This is a genomic window from Metabacillus sp. KH_069 (assembly GCF_057838075.1).
The window spans coordinates 1355029-1375304 of sequence record NZ_CM174460.1 but is presented as its reverse complement, the minus strand read 5'-3'; the positions used below and the strand labels follow the sequence as shown (position 1 = coordinate 1375304).

General features: G+C 40.9%; 18 protein-coding genes and 1 pseudogene. 7 read left to right on the top strand and 12 right to left on the bottom strand.

Going from position 1 to position 20276, the window contains the following annotated elements:
* Window positions 1-417: 417 nt before the first annotated feature.
* A complete protein-coding gene (locus AC3ISE_RS06835) occupies window positions 418-1764 on the bottom strand; it encodes a DUF4179 domain-containing protein (protein WP_489223588.1) in 1347 nt (448 codons plus the stop codon).
* A pseudogene (locus AC3ISE_RS06830) lies at window positions 1680-2275 on the bottom strand (sigma-70 family RNA polymerase sigma factor). The gene AC3ISE_RS06835 and the pseudogene AC3ISE_RS06830 overlap by 85 nt, the downstream one beginning before the upstream one ends.
* Before the next feature lie 128 nt (window positions 2276-2403).
* Here AC3ISE_RS06830 and AC3ISE_RS06825 point away from each other — a divergent pair.
* Window positions 2404-3534, top strand: a complete 1131-nt coding sequence (locus AC3ISE_RS06825) for an Ada metal-binding domain-containing protein (protein ID WP_489223587.1) — start codon at window positions 2404-2406, stop codon at window positions 3532-3534.
* Entirely contained in the window at window positions 3531-3866 is a 336-nt protein-coding gene (locus tag AC3ISE_RS06820) for a hypothetical protein (protein ID WP_489223586.1), read from the top strand. Before AC3ISE_RS06825 ends, AC3ISE_RS06820 begins: the two co-directional genes overlap by 4 nt.
* A 366-nt stretch (window positions 3867-4232) precedes the next feature.
* Here the strand turns inward: AC3ISE_RS06820 and AC3ISE_RS06815 are convergent, their stop codons facing one another.
* The 10 genes from AC3ISE_RS06815 to AC3ISE_RS06770 all read right to left on the bottom strand — a co-directional run bounded on the left by AC3ISE_RS06815 (window position 4233) and on the right by AC3ISE_RS06770 (window position 13323).
* A complete protein-coding gene (locus AC3ISE_RS06815) occupies window positions 4233-4673 on the bottom strand; it encodes a YybH family protein (RefSeq protein WP_489223585.1) in 441 nt (146 codons plus the stop codon).
* A gap of 211 nt (window positions 4674-4884) precedes the next feature.
* A complete protein-coding gene (locus AC3ISE_RS06810) occupies window positions 4885-5259 on the bottom strand; it encodes a YciI family protein (RefSeq protein WP_489223584.1) in 375 nt (124 codons plus the stop codon).
* 89 nt (window positions 5260-5348) lie between these two features.
* Window positions 5349-6602 carry an RNA polymerase sigma factor gene (locus tag AC3ISE_RS06805; RefSeq protein ID WP_489223583.1) on the bottom strand — a complete coding sequence of 418 codons (1254 nt, stop codon included), beginning with the start codon at window positions 6600-6602 and terminating at the stop codon, window positions 5349-5351.
* A 391-nt stretch (window positions 6603-6993) separates the two neighbouring features.
* Complete coding sequence (locus AC3ISE_RS06800; protein WP_489223582.1) at window positions 6994-7209, bottom strand: helix-turn-helix domain-containing protein; 216 nt, start codon at window positions 7207-7209, stop codon at window positions 6994-6996.
* 10 nt (window positions 7210-7219) lie between these two features.
* Window positions 7220-7699 carry a DUF2975 domain-containing protein gene (locus AC3ISE_RS06795; protein ID WP_489223581.1) on the bottom strand — a complete coding sequence of 160 codons (480 nt, stop codon included), beginning with the start codon at window positions 7697-7699 and terminating at the stop codon, window positions 7220-7222.
* Window positions 7700-7923: 224 nt separating this feature from the next.
* The gene (locus AC3ISE_RS06790; protein WP_489223580.1) at window positions 7924-8466 is read right to left on the bottom strand and encodes a DUF420 domain-containing protein; all 543 of its coding nucleotides are present in this window, start codon (window positions 8464-8466) and stop codon (window positions 7924-7926) included.
* Between the two features lie 112 nt (window positions 8467-8578).
* Window positions 8579-10264 (bottom strand): sigma-54 interaction domain-containing protein, encoded by a 1686-nt coding sequence (locus tag AC3ISE_RS06785; RefSeq protein ID WP_489223579.1) that lies wholly within the window; start codon window positions 10262-10264, stop codon window positions 8579-8581.
* Between the two features lie 5 nt (window positions 10265-10269).
* A complete protein-coding gene (locus AC3ISE_RS06780; protein ID WP_489223578.1) occupies window positions 10270-10590 on the bottom strand; it encodes a DUF3870 domain-containing protein in 321 nt (106 codons plus the stop codon).
* A gap of 273 nt (window positions 10591-10863) precedes the next feature.
* Window positions 10864-12078: an acyl-CoA dehydrogenase family protein gene (locus AC3ISE_RS06775; protein WP_309192199.1), complete on the bottom strand. Its 1215-nt coding sequence runs from the start codon at window positions 12076-12078 to the stop codon at window positions 10864-10866.
* Window positions 12079-12336: 258 nt separating this feature from the next.
* A complete protein-coding gene (locus AC3ISE_RS06770; RefSeq protein ID WP_489223577.1) occupies window positions 12337-13323 on the bottom strand; it encodes an NADPH:quinone oxidoreductase family protein in 987 nt (328 codons plus the stop codon).
* Window positions 13324-13426: 103 nt separating this feature from the next.
* Between AC3ISE_RS06770 and AC3ISE_RS06765 the strand changes: the two genes are divergently transcribed.
* The 5 genes from AC3ISE_RS06765 to AC3ISE_RS06745 all read left to right on the top strand — a co-directional run bounded on the left by AC3ISE_RS06765 (window position 13427) and on the right by AC3ISE_RS06745 (window position 20207).
* Window positions 13427-14494: a DUF3900 domain-containing protein gene (locus tag AC3ISE_RS06765; protein WP_489223576.1), complete on the top strand. Its 1068-nt coding sequence runs from the start codon at window positions 13427-13429 to the stop codon at window positions 14492-14494.
* Window positions 14495-14695: 201 nt separating this feature from the next.
* The gene (locus AC3ISE_RS06760; protein ID WP_489223575.1) at window positions 14696-16093 is read left to right on the top strand and encodes an Ig-like domain-containing protein; all 1398 of its coding nucleotides are present in this window, start codon (window positions 14696-14698) and stop codon (window positions 16091-16093) included.
* A 335-nt stretch (window positions 16094-16428) separates the two neighbouring features.
* Window positions 16429-17786 (top strand): IS3 family transposase gene (locus tag AC3ISE_RS06755; protein ID WP_489221085.1). Its coding sequence is split into 2 segments (ribosomal slippage): window positions 16429-16900 and window positions 16900-17786, totalling 1359 coding nucleotides; the frame shifts between segments, so codons are not numbered across the junction.
* A 435-nt stretch (window positions 17787-18221) separates the two neighbouring features.
* Complete coding sequence (locus AC3ISE_RS06750) at window positions 18222-19454, top strand: hypothetical protein (protein ID WP_489223574.1); 1233 nt, start codon at window positions 18222-18224, stop codon at window positions 19452-19454.
* Window positions 19455-19670: 216 nt separating this feature from the next.
* Window positions 19671-20207 carry an S-Ena type endospore appendage gene (locus AC3ISE_RS06745; protein ID WP_489223573.1) on the top strand — a complete coding sequence of 179 codons (537 nt, stop codon included), beginning with the start codon at window positions 19671-19673 and terminating at the stop codon, window positions 20205-20207.
* Window positions 20208-20276: the final 69 nt, after the last annotated feature.

The window sequence follows — 20276 nt, the reverse complement described above, 5'->3', positions numbered from 1 at the left end:
GCCAACTGGGGGAAAGCTTGCGCAGCGGGATTTTTCTAACAAGAAGATTCATTTTTGAATCAATCATGTCGATTTAAGCGGGTTTTTGTGATTCATTTTTGAATCGGAGGATTCAGGATTGAATTAATGAAGTGGCTGTGTTTTCACATAATTATTGTTTTCAATTATAAATGTTGTCCGTTCCTTGCAGCGAGAGGAACTTGCTTTCCGCGGGGAGCGTGTGAGCCTCCTCGGCGAGCCTGCGGGGTCTCCCATTTCGCTCTAATTCCCGCAGGAGTCAAGTTCCTTCCGCTGCTATCCACTACAAAGTTTACGAACAGAGCCTACAGAAAAAAGCAGACAGGAAATAACATTTGTTTTTCTTGCCTGCTTCATATAGAGACTTATTGGACAATCCTGGATGATTGAGATACTTTTTTATTTCAGCTCCACTTTAACAGGAGGCAATTTCACAGGTTCCCCGTTCATGCTGAAGACTCCGAAGGGAATAGATAAAGAATAGTCATTCAGATCAACATCCGCTGTAACGTTAAAATTGGATTGAAAGTGCAGGCTTTCAGGATCGATCAGCTTGGCGTTATTGCGATAAATGAAAGTGTCTCCTATTTGGAGAGAGATGGAATCAGCAAAATTTTTGAGAATGTCCTGCTTGTAATCCGCTCCATTGACATGTTTTATACGATAGTCTAAAACGACTCTGTTATCCTTTTTAGTCACTTTATCTACTTGCAGCTCATACCCAAACCGTTTGCTCTCTGCAGTGAAAGGCGGCGAAACGACTGGAGCCAGGGTTCGCGGCTCATCCCGCTCAATTTCCGGATAAACCATTAAGTATTCGGTTTCATCTGACAATCCCGCTGAAAAAAGATAACGCTGCACCGTATGTACTTTTCCGTTTTTCACTTCTGAGCTAATCACATCTCCATGACCAAGCGGAAGCTCTTTTCCGTGATCGTCTATTACACGGAATGATAAGTTATCATGTTCATCAGACAATACCGTTTCATAGTCTAGCAAAGTGGCAGCTTTTCCTTTCGTAACGGAGTGAATCACAAGCTTTTCATCACCGATCTTTGATTCGGCATTTACAGCTGCCGTTTCATTCGGAATTCGCTTCACAGGAACGTCAAACCTCCATTCCCCTTCTTGACCAGCGATCGAATTAAATGTCAGCGGTAGCGTAAAGTCAGCCGGCAGTTCCTTTCCTTGAAAATAGAATTCCATCGAGCCTATATATCCATCTTCCGTTTTCACAATCCCAGAATGAGAGCCGGGCCACTGCTTTGATTCGCTGCCGTCGAAGAGATGATGTCCGTACCCCGAAGCAGGATCGTTCGGTCCCTCCACCCATTTTTCAGGAAGAGAATCCCCTTCCGCCTTGAATGTAACCCCTATAACATTGCCGTCAAAAAACACACTTGTCAGCGTAATGCCGACCCCATTGCTTACAGCCTTTTCATTCAGCTCAGTTACTAGTTCAGCTGACGCCAGTTCTTTGCCGATAGAAAAAGAGAAGTTTTCATAGATGGAACCGAGCAGCGGGACACTTGCCAATACGTTTGTTACCGGCGTAAAAATAAATCCGGAAGCGAGCAGAATGGATGCTGCCGCTGTTGATAAAAGGGCTGCTGATTTCACAGAGTAACGGCTGTCTTTCCGCTTTTGCTCTTTGCCAGCCTTTATTCCACGTGAAACGGCGGCAAAAATCTCATCTTCAGGCAGTTCAATTTCGGCCATTTGGTTCTCAAACCATTTTTTGTCCATACAGCTCTCCTCCTTCTAGCACTTGTTTCAGCTCCGCTTTAGCCCTGCGCAGATAAGTCTTAATGGTTCCTTCAGGTTTATTCATCATTTCTGCAATCGAACGGATTGATAAATCATGGTAATAGAATAAAATAATGACGGTTTGATAGTTCTGATTCAGCGCAGATATGGCAAAGGTAAGATCAAGCTCGCTCTCTTGATAAACAACAGCTTTTTTTTCAAGAAATGCGCTCTCCATTAAGACTGTTTTTTTCTTTTTCTTCAAAAGTTCATAAGCCGTGCGAATTAAAATTTTTGTCAGCCACGTGCTGAAATATTCCGGCTGCCTTAAGCTTTCTATGGAGATAAAGGCTTTACAAACAGTATCCTGCAGAACATCTAATGCATCTTCTTTATTCCGGACATATAAAAATGCCGTTTTATATAGCTTGGCGCTTTCCGCTTTAACCAGCTCTTCAAATGCTTCTTCATTGCCCTTTATTGCTTTTTTAACAATATGTAGTTGACTCACGCTTTCCTCTCCTTTCACATGTTAGAGGAATCTGATTGAAGAAAAGTTTCAAAGGAATGAAATCTACGTCATTATACAAAAATATGTAAAATAGTGGTATCATTTTTTAATAGAAAGGGGATGGAATCATGATTGCATTACCCCGCAGCACGATGCTTGAAGCTATGCTTTCGGCTGATAAAACGTTCGACGGCGTCTTTTACACCGGTGTAAAAACGACGAAAATCTATTGTCTGCCCTCCTGCTATGCAAAAAAACCTCTTCCTCAGAATGTGATTTTTTTCGAAACTCCAGCAGATGCGGAAAACCAGCAATTCCGCCCATGCAAAAAATGTTTTCCGGATTTTCCGCAAAGCAAGTGGATGGATCATAAGACTTACATAGAGCTGCTCCCTCCAACTGATTTTGCCTTCAGTGAATGTCTTGTCCTTCTAGGAAGATCTGCAGCTGAAGTCCTTCACCGCGTTCAAGGGGATTTTCTGCTGAAATGGAGTGAAATCGATGGGAAAAAGATGTTGCTGAAGGTATCAATGAAGCAGGAAAGACTAGTTATTGAATTCCCTGATCATATTCCTGACAAGTTCAGCCGAGTACAAGCAGGAAAATACATCTGGAATCTATTTGATTTAGACAGGGAGATGCAGCCTTTTTATGAGCTGTCTGACAAGGATGAACTTTTAAGAACCGTCGTCACAAAACATTATGGACTGCGGATCATTGGCATCCCTGATCTATTTGAGGCTTTGACCTGGGCGATTATCGGCCAGCAAATCAACCTGAATTTTGCCTATACGCTTAAAAAGAGATTGATCGAACACTTCGGTCAGAGTCATGATTTTGAAGGATGGCGGCTGTGGCTTTTCCCAAAACCTGAAGTGATTGCTGAACTTGAAATGACAGATCTCCAAAAACTTCAATTCACAACAAGAAAAGCAGAATATATCCTTGGTATTGCAAAAGAGATGGCAAGCGGCAGGCTTTCTAAAAAAAAGCTGCTTGAATTAGAAAAATCGGAAGCAAGATCTCTTCTGCTGAGCATTCGAGGTATAGGCGCATGGACGGCTGACTATGTCATGATGAAAAGCTTGAACGATTCTTCCGCTTTTCCCATTTCAGACGTCGGCTTACAAAATGCTATAAAAGCACAGCTTGGATTAGACAGAAAGCCGTCAATCGGAGAACTGGCCAAACTTGCTGAAGGATGGAAGGGCTGGGAAGCGTATGCAGTCTTTTATTTGTGGAGGTCGTTGTATCAATGATGAACAAGTTAGTTATTCTTGTATGTACTGTTATAGCTGCAGTCCTTATCTATTTTTACGGTCTATACCAAACTTCCAAAATAGCAGAAGGTTTCCCGGTACCAGTAAGTGCAAAGCTTAGTGAGTCACCTGATGAAAAAGCTTATGAAGAATACAGCTGGACACTTGCTTCAGAAGAGAACGGCCTTCCCTCTGCCTATCTCCTTGCAATCAATCTTTGGGGCTGGAAGAAAGTTGATCAGATGGGAGCGCTGACAACGTACGAAAAAAACGGGGAAAAAATAGACGTGATCTCGCAGACTGATTATTTATTTATTGCAAAAAGCGAATAAAAAAAGCTCAGCTCAGGCTGACGGAGTGCAAACATATTAATTAACAGTATTAGCATACCAATTTGCTGAGCTTCTGGTGAGCTGATTTATTAGGGATTTATATGGAAAGAATGCTATTTTCAACACATATGTTAGTATGACAGATAAACGTCCGATAATTCAATGAAAGGGGCAACGCTTCTACGTTTCCCCTTTCTTTACTATCTTTTTTTATTTTTAACATCGAGTTATCATTTTGGCTGAAATTCTTATGGAACTTTGACTTCTTCAACTGTAGAGGCATTGTCAGACAGATAACTTAAATAATTCGGCCCGATTGTGGAATAAAATAGAGGTATTATACTATTCCCCCACTACTTAACTCGATTATTTTAGGTTAAACATACCTTTTCCAGTTTGCATATCTATTGGCAATGATGAATGTTCGTGTGTTATGAGCCAAGACTCTTTTACTTTTTTTAAGCCAAATGTAAAACGGTTTGTCATTTGACGAAGTTTCTCTCCAGATTTTTCTCTGTAAGCAGCGAACGTAACAGCACAATGAACAAATGCAACATTAGTATTTTCCTCAATCGTTAAATCATGAAAATCTACTTTTAATAAAGCTCCGTCTTCACTCAAACCATTAAACCAATTTATCACATTTTCTCTCCATGAAGAAATACCCTTACACTCCCAGTTTCCCCAGCAATCATAAATGTGTACATCAGCAGCATAGACAGATAGGAATTTTTCAGCATCTTTTTCATAAACGGCACATTTGTAATTTTCAAGAACGTCCTGAACTATACTAATACCAATCGTCATAAAGTCATCTCCTTGATAAAAAGTTAAGTTCGTTTATCATTACAAAATATAACAATTAACTGAATCCTTAAATTTAATAATAAAAAGTACGTCTATTAGAAAAGCACCTTTAAAATATCTTCTAAATATTTAGTGCCTTTGCTTCCCACTCTGAACTACCTTAAGATGTACTCCATTATTGATTACTAGACAACACCCTTTTTATGGTAACTCATTTATCATTCTTAAAGTAATGAACAGGACGGACTTCGATGCGCCAGCCAAACTCTTCCCCTCTGCTGATTTGTGTTGTCGGATGAAGAGAGGCTAGCTGGATCGCCTCATCCATGCCCTCTGCTTCAAAAATGAATATGCTGCCGATCATCTCTTTTGTTTCTGTAAACGGGCCATCTGTTACGATTACCTTACCGTTCACACGGCGTAAGGTTTTGGTCTCTGACTCCAGACCGGCATCAATCAGCACCTTACCGCTTTCATAAAAATTCTCAACGACGGGCTGGCATTCACTCATAACGGCCTCAATTTCTGCCCTTGGGCGACTATCCATTTTTTCAGGGTTAAAATAGCCCATACATAAAAATATCATTATCATCTCTCCTAGATCACTCAAATTTTTTGTATATACTAATACAACGATTAGCAAACAGAAAAATCGACTAAATTGTAATATTTTTTTTATTCCATACAATTTCTAGCCTGTTTCAATAGAAATTTCTGTTCTTGTACATTTTGGGTTAACGAAGCAGCACGCTGGAATTCTTTAAAAGCTTCCCTCTTTCTCCCTAGCTTTAGGAGAAAATTGCCCTTTACACTCGGAAGCAAATGATAGTTCTTCAACACCTTATCTGAAAGTAGAGAATCAACAATCTCCAACCCTGCTTCTGTTCCATAAGCCATCGATACAGCAATTGCCCGATTCAATTCAACGACTGGAGAAGGAGCAACTTCTGCAAGTGCACTATAAAAAGCAGTAATTTTATCCCAATCGGTTTTTTCTGGTGAGACCGCTTTGGCGTGGCAGGCAGCTATAGATGCTTGTAAAGCATACATTCCCAGTGATCCTCCCAAGTCTTCTGCTTTTTTTAGTGAGGCAATCCCCCGGCTGATGTGTTCCTGATTCCACAACGAGCGGTTTTGATCCAGCAGCAAAATCATTTCACCATCAGGATTCGTTCGTGCTTTAAATCGGGATGCTTGTATCTCCATTAGCGCAACAAGACCATGAACTTCCGGTTCTATGGTAATAAGTTCTGCTAAAACTCTTCCCATTCTTAATGCTTCATCACAAAGATTCGTCCGTATCAGATTATCACCTGAGGATGCCGAATATCCTTCGTTGAACATAAGATAGATCACTTCCAGCACAGAAGAAAGCCGTTCCGTAAACGCTGACTTCTGAGGTATCTCAAAAGGTACTCCGGCCGCTGAGAGTGTTCGTTTTGCCCTCACTATCCGCTGGGCAATCGTCGGTTCAGGTACAAGAAAAGCATGTGCGATTTCTTCTGTTGTCAGTCCCCCGAGCAATCTCAGTGTAAGAGCCACACGGGCATTTTTGGATAATGCCGGATGACATGTCATGAACATCAACCGGAGCAGATTATCCCCTATATCCTCGTCAATATCATCAGCCCAGTCAGGCTCATTCTGTGTGTTCAATTCGTAAGCAATTTGTTCATATTTTTGATCTAGCAGTTTTTTTCGACGAAGTACATCAATGGCTTTTCTTTTAGCCACAGTCATCAGCCATGCACCAGGGTTATCTGGAATACCAGAGATCGGCCAGCGTTCAAGTGCTATGATCAATGTGTCTTGGACAAGATCTTCCGCCATGCTCAAATCTCTCACCATCCGAGTTATGGCAGCAACTATTTTAGCTGATTCCGTTTTCCAAACCGACTCAATCCGGTGCTGGATGAAAAACTCCTTCATATGTTTGTTCCTCCTTCCCCCAATTGATTCCCTCCTCTATAAAGACAACGAATGAAAATTGTTTATATCGACATCAGTTTTTTTGATTTTTTTCATTACCTTCTCTTTATTTCAATAAATAGTTGCCTAATCCTTTAAGGAAAATCGCATCTATAGTTTTTCATTATTTATTTTCCAAAACTTGTATTCAACTATATTCTCTCTCAAGCAATCAAAATATGGGTCTTATAAGTATAAAACACACCAATTATGCTTACTAATTGGTGTGTTAAATAATGTTCCTGTATGTTTTTTATAATGTTTTGAGCCTTTGAAGAAACCCGTTTTCATTTCGGAGTTCCCTCAGTTGTTCAATTATGCCCCAGTTGGAGAAATTTCTTGTCTATTATTCTTAAGTGTTTTCATCACTTCGGTATTCAAGAATGTCTCCGGGCTGACATTCTAAAGCCTTGCAAATCGCCTCTAAAGTGGAGAGTCTAATTGCTTTTGCCTTTCCATTTTTCAAAATAGAAAGGTTAGCCATTGTTATTCCAACCCTCTCCGAAAGTTCTGTTACGCTCATTTTCCTTTTAGCCAGCATCACATCAATATTGATTATAATCGCCATGTTTTTCACCTCAGACCGTTAAATCATTTTCTGATTTTATTTCTATGGCATTTTTTAACAGCTTTTGAAGAACAGCGGCAAAAACGGCAACCGCCATGCAGCCAAAAATAATGACCAATCCGATTAGTATAATACCCGGGGCATCATCTACTTCTGCCATGAGATACAAGAGCGGCATAAATACCACATACAACGCACTAATGGTAATGGCACAGTATTTGATATTCTCTAAAGACTTTACAGTTAATTCCGAGAAGGACTGATTCTTGTCAATATAGCTTAAAAGTTTAAAAGTCTGGTACAATGCAGTGAAAAATACGATCGCCGTTACATACAAACCGATTAAAAAGGGATATTGCAAAAAATCCAGCTTCGGATTTAATTCTGCAAAAAATCCAGCTATCTCAGGCAACACAAATATACACAAAGCAAGAACAGGAAGTCCCATAAGAACAACAACGAACTTTAAAAAGAATGTTTCTCGTTTCATAAAAAGCACCTCACCTACTTATTATTAATTTGATTTTAACACGCATTTATTGTTTTGCAATAAATTATTATTGAATTTAATTATATAATTGTTGTTATAGAAATATGCTTTAATATTACCTTAAACAAGGTTGAATAAAAAAAACACACCATTTCAAATGGTGTGCCAGATAGGGTATTATACAGGTTGTTTTGCACCTGTGAACCAAGCCAGATGAGCTCTTTTCAATAGTAAGGTGAAATCATCAAGTAAACAATCACACCCGTAAAGCTTACATATAACCAGATCGGCATGCTCCAGCGGACAATCTTGCGGTGCTTTGTCAGCTGTCCTGTCCAGCCCCATACAAGTGAAAAAAGGGCAAGCGGCACAATGATGGCAGCAAGGAAACTGTGTGTAATGAGAATGAAGAAGTAGATGCTGCGAATGATCCCTTCTCCGCCAAATCGAGTCGTTTCAACTGATAGGTAGTGATACGTCAGATAAGACACACAGAAAAGTAATGTCGTAGTAAAAGCGGCTAAAATAAAGCCTTTATGCAGCTTCACATTCTTTTTAATAATCGAGACAAGCGCAATGACCAGGAAAACAAACGTAAAACTGTTCAGTACCGCATTGATCCTGGGGAAAATATGAATATCAAATTTAACTTCGCCGCCATAGCCGATCGGCAAAAAGAACAAACCCAGAATAATCGCATTGACGACAAGAGAAAGGGTGACGATAATCGCCGTATAATTCTTGCCTGTGCGAGCTGTTTCTTCCATAACGATTCTCTCCTCATGATTCAATATGTTCTATTGTACCACGAGATTATGTGCTAATATTCGACAATTGTATGAAGGATGCTCTCGCAAATGCCTTTTTTCAGAAGGCGTTTTAGTGGACAGGCTGTTCAAAACAGAGTCCATACTTCTTCAGCTTTCTCACAATCGTCGGCTGGCTGCTGTCAAGCGCTTCCGCAATTTCATAAGTTGTTTTGTACTTTTTTACCGCAAGCGACAAGATTTTTTCCTCCGCAAGCTCAGCCGCTTCCTTCAGCGTGACAATTTTAGAAATATGGATCGGGCTTTCCTGGCGCTGATACTCTGAAGGCAGATCCCGGATCTTTAATAACTCCTCTTCGCTGATTAAAACGAGTCTTTCAATTAAATTCGCAAGCTCGCGTACATTTCCAGGCCAGCTGTATGTGTAAAAAAAATCTTTGAGAGCCGCATCCATCCGTTTTTTCTTCTCATACCTTTTGTTGGCTTTCTCTAAAAAAAGCTCCGTAAGCGGCAGGATATCGCTTTTTCGGTCCCTGAGCGCAGGAATCAGAATCGGAACAACATTCAGCCGGTAAAATAAATCCTCACGGAACTCCCCGTTTTGAACCATTTCCTTCAGATCTTTATTTGTGGCAGCAAGGATTCTGACATCCACTTTTTTCGGAGCCGTTCCGCCTACCCGCTGAATTTCTTTTTCCTGAATCACACGCAGGAGCTTCACCTGAAGGCTTAGCGGCAGCTCACCGATTTCATCCAGAAACACAACACCCTTATCAGCCAGTTCAAACATGCCCGGTTTCCCCTGTTTGTTCGCACCCGTAAAGGCGCCTGCTTCATAGCCAAACAGTTCGGATTCAAGCAGATCAGCAGGGATGGCACCGCAATTGACTTTAATAAACTCACCCTTTTTTGCACGGGCACTATTGCTGTAAATGTAGCGGGCAAGGACATCTTTTCCGACACCGGTTTCTCCGAGGATTAAAATCGTCGCATCTACATTTACCACTCTGTCAGCCGTTTCATAAATGGAGATTAATTCTTCGCTTTTAATGATGACATCTCCGCTCACATCCGTTTTTCCTTTTAATCGCTCAATCTCTTTTTTGTAGCTGTCATTCAATTTCGTCGCTTTCCGCAAGGCACTCTGTAGATCATTCAGTTCTGAGAGATCACGGATATTTGTCACAATGCTTTCAATTTCGCCTTTATCATTAAAAACAGGGTTACCGGTCAGGAGCGTTTCTTTCCCGGCGCGGTTCAGCTGAACAACGGAAACACTCCGCTTTTTATCCAATACTTTATGAGTCACTGAATTTTCAAGAATTCCCCGGCTGATGAGAGCATTCACATTTTTCCCGATATAGTAATCTTTCGGAATCCCCGTAATCCGCTCAATCGCAGAATTCGTCTTTAATGTGACACCCTCCTTATCTGTAATATAAATGCCGTCATATGAATTTTCGATGATCGCGTCCAGTTCACGATTGACCCGCTTTGATTCCTTAAGCTCATTGATCAGGGTAATAAGTTCAGTGGAAGCGGTTCCAATAAATAGAAAATCATCAGAATCAGGAAGCTTAGTTTTTATAAAAATACAGCTTGAACCGCCGCAGCTCGCATGAATCAGTTTCCCGCCTTCTAATTCTTCCCACACATCAAATAACTCGGTGACCTTCATATTTTGAACGTCTGTCCGGCTGGTGAAATGAAGGACAAACTCATTGCTGTGCAAAATACCATAGCTGCTGGACGTCACAATACATGGAAAAGGAATGCTTTCAATCATCTTCGCATTCATCGCAGTCACCTCTCGATTTTCAGCTGCTGATACTGAAAATGAAGATCTGACAATGCAGCAACAATCGCGTGAATCGCTTTCCCGCAGTAATTTTCCTTAACATGCTGGATCACTTCTTCAACCCCATGCTGAAGACTATAGCCGCGAAGCAGACGTCCGACGAAATCTCTTCCGTGTTCTGTCGCAAGCGTACAGGACGCTTCCAAAATTACTGAATATCTCTTATCAATTTCAACCGTAATGGTCAGCATGTCATATACATTTTTTGCAGCCATTCCTGCCGGCAAGCGAGCATGTCCGGCAATAAACATCGTCTGTGAGTGCATCGTGCAGCCCTTCCTTTCGACAAAAACCCCAATTTGATACTGACTTACTTCTTTATTTATTGGGGGAATCCTGCTTTATCGATAAAACACTTTGATTAACCCAAATAAAAAGCACCCATCAATTCGAGTGCTCAAGTAATATTGCCATTTGATTAAGTTGAAAATTTTTCAAGTGCCTCTGAAATTCTCTTTTCATCTTGTTCCGTTCGTTTACCTTTGTAATTATCTTCCTCCAAAAAAGATCCCCGCAGTTTATAACCGCGGGTTCCTCAATTAGCTTTCTACTTTCTCTTTTGCATCTTCAAACGGCCAGCTCGGAAGCATGTTTGAGAGCGCTTTATCTTCACGGTAGCCTAATACGTATTCCGCCTGCATAACCGTGTGAATCTCTCTTGTTCCTTCATAAATGACCGGTGCTTTTGAATTTCTCAAGAAGCGTTCAACCGGATATTCATTGGAGTATCCGTATGCCCCGTGAATCTGCACGGCATCGTTCGCTGCTTCGTTTGCGAAATCACAGGATTGCCATTTTGCCAGAGACGTTTCTCTCGTATTGCGCTTGCCTTCGTTTTTCAGGCAGCCAGCGCGGAATACAAGGAGACGTGACATGTGATAGCCTGCTTCCATTTTTGCAATCATCTGCTGAACGAGCTGATGCTTTCCGATTTCTTTTCCAAACGTTTTCCGTTCATGACAGTAGTTTACACTTTCTTCAATACAGGCCTGAATGAGACCGCATGCTCCTGCTGCAACCGTGAATCTTCCATTATCAAGGGCAGACATGGCAATTTTGAAGCCATCGCCTTCTTGTCCAAGCAGGTTTTCTTTCGGAACTTTTATATGATCAAAGAAAATTTCTCCCGTGTTGCCGGCACGGATGCCAAGCTTGCCTTTGATTGCTTTTGAATCAAAGCCAGGCATTGTGCGTTCTACTATAAATGCAGAAATACCGTGATGTTTTTTACTTTTATCCGTATAGGCAAACACTAGAAAATGATCCGCATAATCACACAAGGAAATCCATGTCTTCTGACCGTTCAGTATGTAGTGATCGCCTTCTAAAACAGCTGTTGTCTGGAGCGCAGCCACATCAGATCCTGCATTCGGCTCTGTTAATCCAAACGCTCCTACCTTTTCACCTTTTGCCTGCGGAACTAAGTATTTCTGCTTTTGTTCTTCATTCCCCCACTGCAGAAGTGTCAGGCTGTTCAAACCCGTATGAACAGAAACGGCTGTACGATACGCCGTATCCCCGCGCTCAAGCTCCTCGCACACAATCGCAAGTGTGTTGTAGTCCATGGCGCTTCCGCCGTATTCTTCCGGAATACAAATTCCCATAAGCCCAAGCTCTGCAAGCTTTTTCAAAATAGAAGGCTCGAAATGCCCCGCTGCATCCCACTCTGCAATATTCGGATTAATCTCTTTATCTACGAAATCACGCACCATTTTTCTTACTGCATGTTGTTCTTCTGATAAATTAAAGTTCATCATTTGCTCCATCCCCTTTTTGGTTGTAGATATAAAAAAAGCCAACTGCACACTGAAGGCAGCTGGCTTTTGTCAACGTTAATCAATCTCTTCCATAGACAAATCAGCAGATTTGAAAAAAATCCTATTTAAGCTGGTGATAAACTAGATCACGGGACACAAGAGGGCTAACTCTCTAGGCGTGAAATACGTTTAGTTAACTGGATTATACACATAAGCAAATGAAAACGCAATGATTTAATTGAAAATTCTATCTTCTTACATTTTCACAAGTGTTCTGCCCCTGACTTCCCCATTTAAAATTTTTTCAACAATGGACGGAATTTCTTCTAAAGACACTTCATTCACAATTTCTTTATCAAGATTGGCCGGCTTCAGATCAGACGCAAGTCTCTCCCAGACGGTCAGCCTCTTTTCCATCGGGCAGTAGACGGAATCAATTCCCAATAGATTAATGCCTCTTAAAATAAATGGATAAACACTCGCTGCAACCTCTGCTCCGCCAGTCAAACCGCTTACTGCCACGGATCCTCCGTATTTAGTTGCGCTCAGCAAATACTCAAGTGTTTTTCCCCCGACTGGATCAACTGCAGCGGCAAAAAGCTGTTTGCGAAGCGGTTTACCGTCGTCAGAAGTAACTTCTTCTCTCGATAAAATTTCTGAAGCTCCCAGCTGCTTTAAATACGCATGCTCTGATTTTTTTCCGGAACTCGCCGCAACCTCATAGCCTATTTTAGATAAAATATCGACGGCAATGCTTCCGACTCCGCCTGTTGCACCGGTAACCAGCACTTTTCCATTTTCAGGAGCCAGTCCGTTTTCTTCCAGCCTCAAAATGGATAATGCTGCTGTAAATCCAGCAGTACCCAGAATCATTGCTTCTTTTAACGTTAACCCTTCAGGCAGCGGAACAACCCATCCTGCAGGGACACGTGCGAACTCACTGAAACCGCCAAAATGAGAGATTCCGAGTTCATAGCTTGTAACGATGACTTCATCGCCCTTTTTAAAAGATTTGCTGCTGGACTCTGTGACCGTGCCTGCTAGGTCAATGCCTGGAACCATCGGGTAATTTCTTACGATCGATTCAGGAAGCGTCGCTAAGCCATCCTTATAGTTAATGCTGGAGTATGCAACCTTAATCGTGACATCACCCTCCGGCAAGTCTGACAGCGTCAGCGGCTTTATTTCCGATTGGATCTTATCCTCTTGCTTATCAATGACAAGGGCTCTGAACTTTTCCATAGAATCGACTTCCCTTCTTCTTTTAATAAAGCCATTGTAATAGATTGACTGCCATAGTCCAATCTTTTACACTTGAAGAACTGAAAAAGAAGCAGGTGAATCTATGGAATTTAAAATTAACTATCTTTCTTTTTACCTCATCCAAGTGGATGGAAAAGAAGAGAATGCCAATAAACAATATAAACATTTTCAAACTTTAACAACTGAAGAGTACGAAGGAAACGCGCTGAAAGATTTCTTGGATGGAGAACTGAAGAAAATCGTCAAACGCAAAGTCGAGAAGCATCCGCGCAGTGAACAGGTTCCGACGAAACTTGGATACTTTGTCGTAGAACCCGGCTATGAGCTTGATTCCAACCCAAACTACAACCTTTTCCATAAAGCGCTGACTGCTGATACAAAGGATTCGTTTAAAGAAGCAAGCGAGCGATTTGTGGGAGCTTATCTGGATGCAAGTGCCGTTCGGGGCGGGGCTTTTTTAGTTCTTTCCGCCACGCCTGAAAAGTATTTTGAAGATACTTTTCTGTTCATCTTAAAATGTGATTTTGAGCCGAAAGTTGCCTCAATCTCTGATGAATCAACCCTGATCCGCAACGTGCAGATGGCCATCACAACAAAAAACATGAAATCCATCCAATACCCGTACATGCCTGAAGAAGGTATGACTGAGCCGGGAGAGCTGAAAATTCATCAGGCCTCACATGCACGCTACTTTGAAGACTTCCTGAAATTCGTCGAATACGGAGAATCCATGCCGGAAATCATGAAAACCCAAGTCATGAGCATGGTCCAGGAGCACGTGCTTGAAACATACGAAGAAAACAGCCAGGAACGCCAACAGTTCGAGCATGACATGGAAATCTGGGAAGCCAGCGAAAAGCGTGAAATTCAAGAGCGTCTGGATACCCATCAAGTCATTGAAGCTGCAGCGCAGATTGTCGAACACACACCTGAAGCTGAGCTGAAAATGAAGCTTGGTGAAACTTCCATTAAAGGATTGCTTGCAGACTATGGCGAGAATATTCACTTGGGGAAAATCAATGGCAGATATGTGCTCTTGGTTGAAGCCGATACGATTCAGTTTGAGAAAGGCGTTTCACCGATTGAGTTTCACCGGCCGGAGGAGCTTGGGGAGATTATTGAGAGAATTGAGCGAAAGAGTGCTGATTAATAATAGGATTTTCATGACGGTTAAGGGTTTTAAGGCCCAAGCGTATAATACTGAACCGTGCAACAGGATACCTTGACCTATAAGTCAAGGTATCCTGTTTTCTTTCTAATTTATAGGTATTTAGAATTATAAGATGGTAATTTTAAGTATTTCATAGTACTATTAGTATGTTCTTAATAAAGAATAAGGGAGAGGTTAGTTGTGCGTAAAAAATGTATCATTTCATTAGTTGCTGTAGGTCTATTTGCTTCATCATTGTCGGTAGGTGCTGTAAAAGCTGAAGGAAACGAGTACGAACTGTCTAAAAAGAGTATTGAAAGTCAAATTGAAAAACCACTTAATAAAGGAATCATTGATTCACGCACATTTAATCAGCTTGAAAAAGAAGTAAAAGGATCTCAATCTTACTTAACAAATAGTTTAAATAAAATGGGAGTTATGAGCAGCGCCGCAGCCAGCGATGAAGAATATTTGCTTGAAATGGAATACAATGACACTTTTAATACTGCAAACGCCTCTTCGTATAATAAGCCAACAATAGGACAATTGCTTCCTTTATATGATGTAGATTTTCATAAAGTCGTTGTACCGCAAAATGGTTTGCTAATGGTAGCTGGGGGGACTAACTCCTATGCTATTGATCTAGCATTTGCCGCTATGCAAAAAGATTTTGTTGAGAATGATAAATTAGTATATTTGGGTTCTGAGTATGAAGAGGGAATTGAGTACCAGGTGTACCAGGCTAAGGGGGGCACCTACTACGTAGGCGTTATCGACAATGATAACGATTACTTTGATGACAATACAGAAGAAGATTTATATGTACTTGCAACTGCATTCGCAGACAATGTGGCTCCAAACAAGCCAACTGTCAACAAGGTAGATAATAATGACAAAGTTGTAACCGGCAAAGGTGAATCTGGTGCCACAATTACTGTTAAAAATGGAAATACAGTAGTAGGTTCTGCTAAAGCTGCATCTAATGGTAATTTCACTGTTAATATGGCCGTTCAAAAAGCCGGTGCAAAATTGACAATCACGGCCAAGGATAAGGCGGGAAATGTTAGTGCAAGTGTGTCAGTAACTGTTGTAGATGGGACAGCACCAAGCAAACCAGGTGTAAACAAAGTTGATAACAATGATAAAGTTGTAACTGGAAAGGCAGAGGCCAACTCTTCAGTTACAGTTAAAAGAGGTGATGCATTATTAGGAACAACAAAGGCGGCAGCTAACGGTTCTTTCTCTGTTTCCATACCTGTTCAAGGAGCAGGCGCCAAGTTGACAGTTACAGCCAAAGACAGTGCAGGAAATGTAAGTACATCTGCATCAGTGACTGTAGCAGATGTAATTGCCCCTACAAAGCCTACTGTTAATAAAGTCGATAGCAATGACAAAGTTGTAACCGGCAAGGCTGAATACAATTCTACAATCACAATTAAAAATGGGAAAACTGTACTGGCAACAGGAAAGACCCCAAAAAGTGGATCATTCTCAGTTGCTATACCGGTTCAAAAAGTGGGCGTTAAGTTAACTGTTACTGCAAAAGACGGTGCAGGAAATGTAAGTTTAGCCACTACCGTTACAGTAGTAAAGCATTAAAACCTTACGAAAATGATAATTTTTAGGTGACAATCTATTCAAAAGTCTTGTTTATTATTAATAGATGAAAAGAGGCTGTGACAAAAAGGTTTCAGCCAAAGAAAAATCCGAACTATTATGTGAAATTCCAACTTGAATTTCGTTTTAGTTCGGATTTTTTCTTTGGCTCTTTTCATAAATATTGTTGCTGCCAGACTAAATGTTAGAAACTTTAAGTGGATTGCAGCGGAAGGAACTTGACTCCTGCGGGAAATAGAGCAAATTGGGAGACCCCACAGGCATGAAGTGCACCCCTATTGTTGGACACACATCTAACAACAGGAGGTGTACTTCAATTGCGTAATTTTACATTAGAAGAAAAAATTCAAGCCGTACAACGTTATTTGAATGGTTTAGTAAGTTATCGAGAATTAGCTAAAGAGGTTGGAGTCGATCACTCCGTTCTCCGAAACTGGGTGATGCTGTTCAAACATCATGGTGACCAAGCATTCTCCTTTCCCTATACAAACTATTCGCCAGCCTTTAAACTGAGGGTAATTCAATTTACAAATGAAACGAATTACTCGATTCGAGAGGCATCGGCCATTTTCCACCTACCAGATCCTTGTATGCTCCGTAGGTGGAAGAAAAAGTGGGAGATTGGTGGTGAAGATGCCCTTAAAATAAAGGAAAAGGGGCCATCTGCCATGTCATCTCATAATCAAAAGAAAAAGAATAAGAAAGAAAATTCCTCTGACCCATCTATAGAAGAACTGAAAAAAGAAAACGAACTTCTTCGTATGGAGAATGCGTATTTAAAAAAGCTGCGAGCCTTAGTTCAGAAAGAATCAGTAAAACACTCAAAACGCAAGTAATCTATGAACTAAGGCACGAATTCCCTGTTAACCAACTGGTGAAGATTGCTGATTTGCCGAAAAGCACCTACTATCACCGCGTTCAATTATGGAAACAGCCGGATCCTGACCGCAAGTGGAAAAGGAGAATTCGCTTCATTTACCGTAAGCACAAAGGACGCCTTGGCCATCGCCGTATCACAGATGTCCTTCAAGCCAAAGGGTATATGATTAACAAGAAGAAAGTCCTTCGTATTATGAAAGAGATAGGGCTTCAATGCATCGTACGAATGAAGAAGTACAAATCCTATAAGGGCGGGGTCGGAAAAACAGCTCCAAACATCTTAAATCGTAAATTCAAGGCCGAAAAACCAAATCAGAAGTGGGTGACAGACATCACGGAATTTAAATTGTTTGGACAGAAATTATACCTGTCCCCTATTCTGGACCTGTTTAATGGCGAGATTATCACGTATACGCTCAATACAAGGCCTACGTTTGATTTAGTAGAGACGATGTTGATAGAAGGCCTACAGCGCGTGAACGAAAACGACGAACTCTTACTTCATTCTGACCAGGGCTGGCATTATCAAATGCCTCGATACCAGCACATATTAAAAGAAAATCACATTACTCAAAGCATGTCTCGAAAAGGAAACTGTTACGACAACGCCGTTATAGAAAACTTTTTCGGGATATTGAAATCAGAATTTCTGTACTTACAACAATTCGAGAGTATAGACCACTTCAAGAAAGAACTCGAAGAGTATATACACTACTACAATCATTTGAGAATCAAATCACGATTACAACGTAAAAGTCCAGTGTCTTATCGAACTAGTTTTGAGCAAGCTGCTTAGTAAATAAAGTGTCCAATTTATAGGGGGCAGTGCAGCAACGCCGAGGAGGCTCCCATGCTCCCCGCGGAAAGGAACGGACATTATTTATCATGAAAAATCACATTTTATGCGAAAATAGCCCTTTCATGGAATCGTTTTCACACTATTCAATGTTCGGCTTTCATTCAGGAGATGATCGTTACGTCCTAGTCTCTCAGATTGTAGACAAAAGGCATTCGGATATTCTTTATCCGAATGCCTTTTGTCATTTTTGTGAATTCTTTGCTGTTAGTCTACGCCATTGTTCATTCTTCGTGTAATGATTACCAGCCGCCCTATGTTTTCTGGAAATATGAAACTGATTAAAATAGTTTGCCCTTTTTTTGCACCTGGTCTATCTGTCCATTCATATCATATCTTTTGTTCATATGCTAGTACTGAAAGGTGGTGACCACTATGAGTTATTCGCATAGCGATAGTTATGGATTTTGCAAGGAGTGCTATAAGCAAAAACAGTTTTGCACATGTCAGCCTTCCTGCTCTTCAGACATAGGCAGTCAAGAGATAACTGAACTTTGTGAGCAAACATTTTCAGAGCATAATCCACAATCTCAATCTATAGGGGAACAAGAACAGCAGCAACAGCAGCATCAGGGAGGTCTTGAACAAGCGCAGGGTCCTCAAATTCAAGACCAAATTCAAGAAGGTCAAAGGCAGGGTCCTCAATCGCAAAAACAATTGCAGGGCGACCAAACGCAGGGAAATCAAACTCAAGGTCCTCAAACGCAAGGCCAAACTGAAATTCAAGAACAAACGCAAATTCAAGACCAGACGGAAGATCAAGATCAAACTCAAGGTCCACAGCTGCAAGCTCAGAGACATGGCGATCAAACCATGGAAAACAACCAGACCATTTCAACCCCAGTGGACGTAGATGGTGTCAATGTGAATGTAGAATGCGGCGATTGTAAGCCTATTATTATCTTTCAAGATGATTTCTTTGAAAAACATAAGAATAGTAAGCACCGCGACCAAGGGGGTGATGACATGGAAAAATGTACATGCAAGGAAAATAAATGTCCAAAGGATTGTGATTGCTGTGTCCAAAATCTTGCGGATCTTCTAAGAAAGGTTCAGGAATTTCAAACGACTTTAGCAGCACCAGCAGATCGGGCAATTGACATTTATTTTAGCTCTCTCACAGGTTTAGTAAATCCCGCTGAAGGACAGGTGATTACAGAGGTAGTGGATTGTTCGGTCCTTAGATTTAGACCTGCTGATCAGATTACGGTTGTCCCCAATACAGCCGTGCAATTATGTGATGTTGCAGGTATATGCGCGACAGATACAGATGCTACACCTGAAGTTTCCAATGTTTTTGAATTTCTCCTTCAACAAGCTAATGATGACACAGAAGAATGCTCGTGCAAAAAGAAGAAAAAGCCTTGTAATTGTCCTTGCTGTGCCTCAGGTATTGGAGCAGAGTTAAGATGTACAGCTACTTTCGGACTGCTCCTTGATGTTTTTATCAAGGGACAAACTTCCCCCCTCCCTCTCTATGTACTGACGGTAAAAGACTGTCTAGCCTACTTTGTTGATGACATTACTGCTCCAACCGAGATTTGTGTTTTCACATTATGCGCAATTAGCGGGTTTACTGTAGTAAGTCAAATATTAGGCACGATTTAATAGAACCTCAAACAGCTCCACTTTAATGATTCAAAAAATTCTCAGCAGGTTTATTTAACAAGTTTAGTATGTTTAAGGATAGAATTCTCCTGATCAGTAATTCCCTCTCATTCAAAAATGGATGTTTGTGCTGATTGATTAGCCTGTACGCCGAGGAACACCGGACATATATTGATAGGGAAACTAAAACCTAGGACTCAAGGAGGAAAAAAGTTAATGATCATTAATTCAGACGGTAAACCATGTGGCTGTAGAGAGGTTGAAAAATGCACGTGCAGAAAAAAAATGGGGGATTATCCAAAGATGCACCATTATGAAAAATATGAGATGCCTAAGAAAAATTGGCATGATGAAAAGGATCCTTGCCCGGATCGTGTAAAAGGGTTCAATTTATGCAGAAAAAGAAATGAATTAAGATGTTTTAAACATTGCGAGCCGATTTCTCAGCCTTGTGATACATTGTTTTATAACTATTTTACAAGCAGAACCAATTTTGAATTCAGCGGATTGGTTGTGGTTACGAACACAGGAAATCCTACTAGCGGCTGCTCCATGCAAGTTCGTGTAACAGATAGAGCTGGTACAGCAGAACTTGTTGCAACAGTTAGTGCAGGAGCATCAGTTCCAATCTTTGTTGAAGGGTTAATCTCACTTGATATTGCATGTGTAGATGGACAACTGCCTCTACCATCAACTTGCAGCGGTGAAGTCATCTTTGACCTGGAATACTGTGCAACAAAAAATTGCTTATAAACAACGTATATCGATTATTATTAAATTTCCTCCATTTATATAAATGAGTGAAAATCGACAGAATTAGTT